This window comes from Psychroserpens mesophilus (genome assembly GCF_050617655.1).
In the GTDB taxonomy this organism is placed as follows: Bacteria; Bacteroidota; Bacteroidia; order Flavobacteriales; family Flavobacteriaceae; genus Psychroserpens; species Psychroserpens mesophilus_A.
Genome location: NZ_JBODQC010000476.1, coordinates 1 through 239, shown reverse-complemented (window position 1 = coordinate 239; position 239 = coordinate 1). Strand labels below are relative to the sequence as shown.

The window sequence follows — 239 nt, the reverse complement described above, 5'->3', positions numbered from 1 at the left end:
TGTTTTGACGTCACTGCGACCGCGTTTAAATCGCCCCGTTGGATGTAAGGCAGGGACGTCATGGCCACGTCCAGCATGAAGTCCACGTGTCCCGCCATCGTGTCGGTCAGTGCGGGGCCGGACCCTCGATAAGGACCGTGAGTCCCCGGAATAGCCAGGCTAGTGCGCAGGGCCTCGGCCGCCAAGTGATTGGAAGATCCCAGCCCGCTGGACCCATAGGTCAGGCCGCCGGGCTTGCT

At 63.2% G+C, this 239-nt stretch carries 1 protein-coding gene; it reads right to left on the bottom strand.

Annotation, left to right across the window (positions count from 1 at the left end):
- The coding region (locus tag ACRHNM_RS18060; protein ID WP_431138009.1) for a tripartite tricarboxylate transporter substrate-binding protein at nt 1-224 on the bottom strand (224 nt) is incomplete at its 3' end.
- Nucleotides 225-239: the final 15 nt, after the last annotated feature.